At 61.8% G+C, this 1496-nt stretch carries 2 protein-coding genes; both read left to right on the top strand.

The window, feature by feature from the left end; genetic code table 11:
• On the top strand, positions 1-367 hold a 367-nt coding region (locus tag A5481_RS32025; protein ID WP_245298707.1), incomplete at its 5' end, for a methyl-accepting chemotaxis protein.
• 90 nt (positions 368-457) lie between these two features.
• On the top strand, positions 458-1496 hold a 1039-nt coding region (locus A5481_RS32020; protein ID WP_156655703.1), incomplete at its 3' end, for a PAS domain S-box protein.

Here is a 1496-nt window from a genome sequence, read left to right as displayed (position 1 = left end):
GGCGCGGGCCGGCGAGGCAGGACGCGGGTTCGCGGTCGTAGCGCAGGAAGTCAAGCAGCTCGCCGAACAGACCAGTAAGGCTACCGATCAGATCCGCCAGCAGATCGGCGCGACGCAGGGCGCGACGCAGCAAGCGGTGGAAGCCATCGGCGCGATCCAGGGCACGATCCGCACGCTCGATCAGGTTGCTGCGGCGATCGCGGCGGCGGTGGAGGAGCAGTCAGCAGTGACGCACGAGATATCGGCCTCGATGCAGACGGCATCATGCGGTGCTAACAGCCTCGCCGGCAGCATGGAAGCGATTGCCCATGCAGCCGAGCAGGTCGATCGCTCGACTGGCAAGGTGCGAGAAGCTGCCGCAGCTTAGTTTCAAGTGTGCCTGTTATAGGCCCTACTGTCAGCCATATTCATACGGTGCCGGCAACGCCGGACGTTGGTCATCGTTTGAGAAAACCCCATGAGCGTAGAGCTGATCGCACCAAGTGAGGATCTACGCCTACGTGCGGTTGCTGATTATGGCCTCAGTCCCGATGTCATGCAGGGGGATCTGGAGCCACTCAACCGTCTGGCGAACGCACTCTTCGGCGTGCCGACCTCAATGGTTTCTATCGTCGCGCAATATCATACATTTTTCGCGAGCCGTATCGGTATCGCCGTCTGCGAGGTTGATCGAAATATTTCCTTTTGCCATACTACGATCACCCAAGATGAACCCCTCATCATCCTGGATGCAAGCCTCGACCCGAACTTTCGCGACAATCCGCTCGTGAACGGGCCGGCGCACGTGCGCTTCTACGCCGGTGCGCCCCTGATCGGTCCATCCGGTGCGACGATCGGGTCTTTCTGTCTTCTCGACACGCGCCCACGTGCGGCGTTCACGCCGGCGGATGTCGCCAATCTGAAGCTGTTGGCCACGCTCGCCCTCGATAAGATGGAGCTGCGGCGGCTCGCGCGTGCTCACCAAGCCGGCGAGAACCGCTTTCGGCAGATGTCGGCAACCTCGCCGGCCGGCATTATCTGTGCCGATCGCGAAGGGATCATTCGGTTTTGGAACCAGGGCGCCGAAGCCATGCTTGGCTATTCGGCGGCCGAGGCCGAAGGTCGGTCCATCGATCTCATCGTACCCGACCGCCTCCGTGGCGGCCACGGTGGCGGCCTCAAACATGTTGCTGCCGGCGGGAAACCAAAACTCGTTGGTCAGTCGGTCGAACTCTGGGCTCGGCATAAAGATGGGTCTGAGCTACCGATCGAGTTGGCCCTATCCATGTGGCAGGACAACGGAGTCGTGAGCTTCGGTGCCATCATCCGCGATCTCTCCAGCCGACGCGCGAACGAGGAACGCCTGGATCGTCTGGCCCATCGCGACCATCTCACGAACCTGCCCAACCGGTTAGTGCTGTGTCAGCGCCTTGAGGCCATGGTCCTGGCACGGAGCGACGCTGCCTTGTTGGTGCTCGATCTCGATGGGTTCAAGCCGGTCACCGACACCCTGGGGC

It is taken from the genome of Methylobacterium platani (assembly GCF_001653715.1).
GTDB classification, from domain to species: domain Bacteria; phylum Pseudomonadota; class Alphaproteobacteria; order Rhizobiales; family Beijerinckiaceae; genus Methylobacterium; species Methylobacterium platani.
This window is presented reverse-complemented; position numbering and strand designations above follow the sequence as displayed.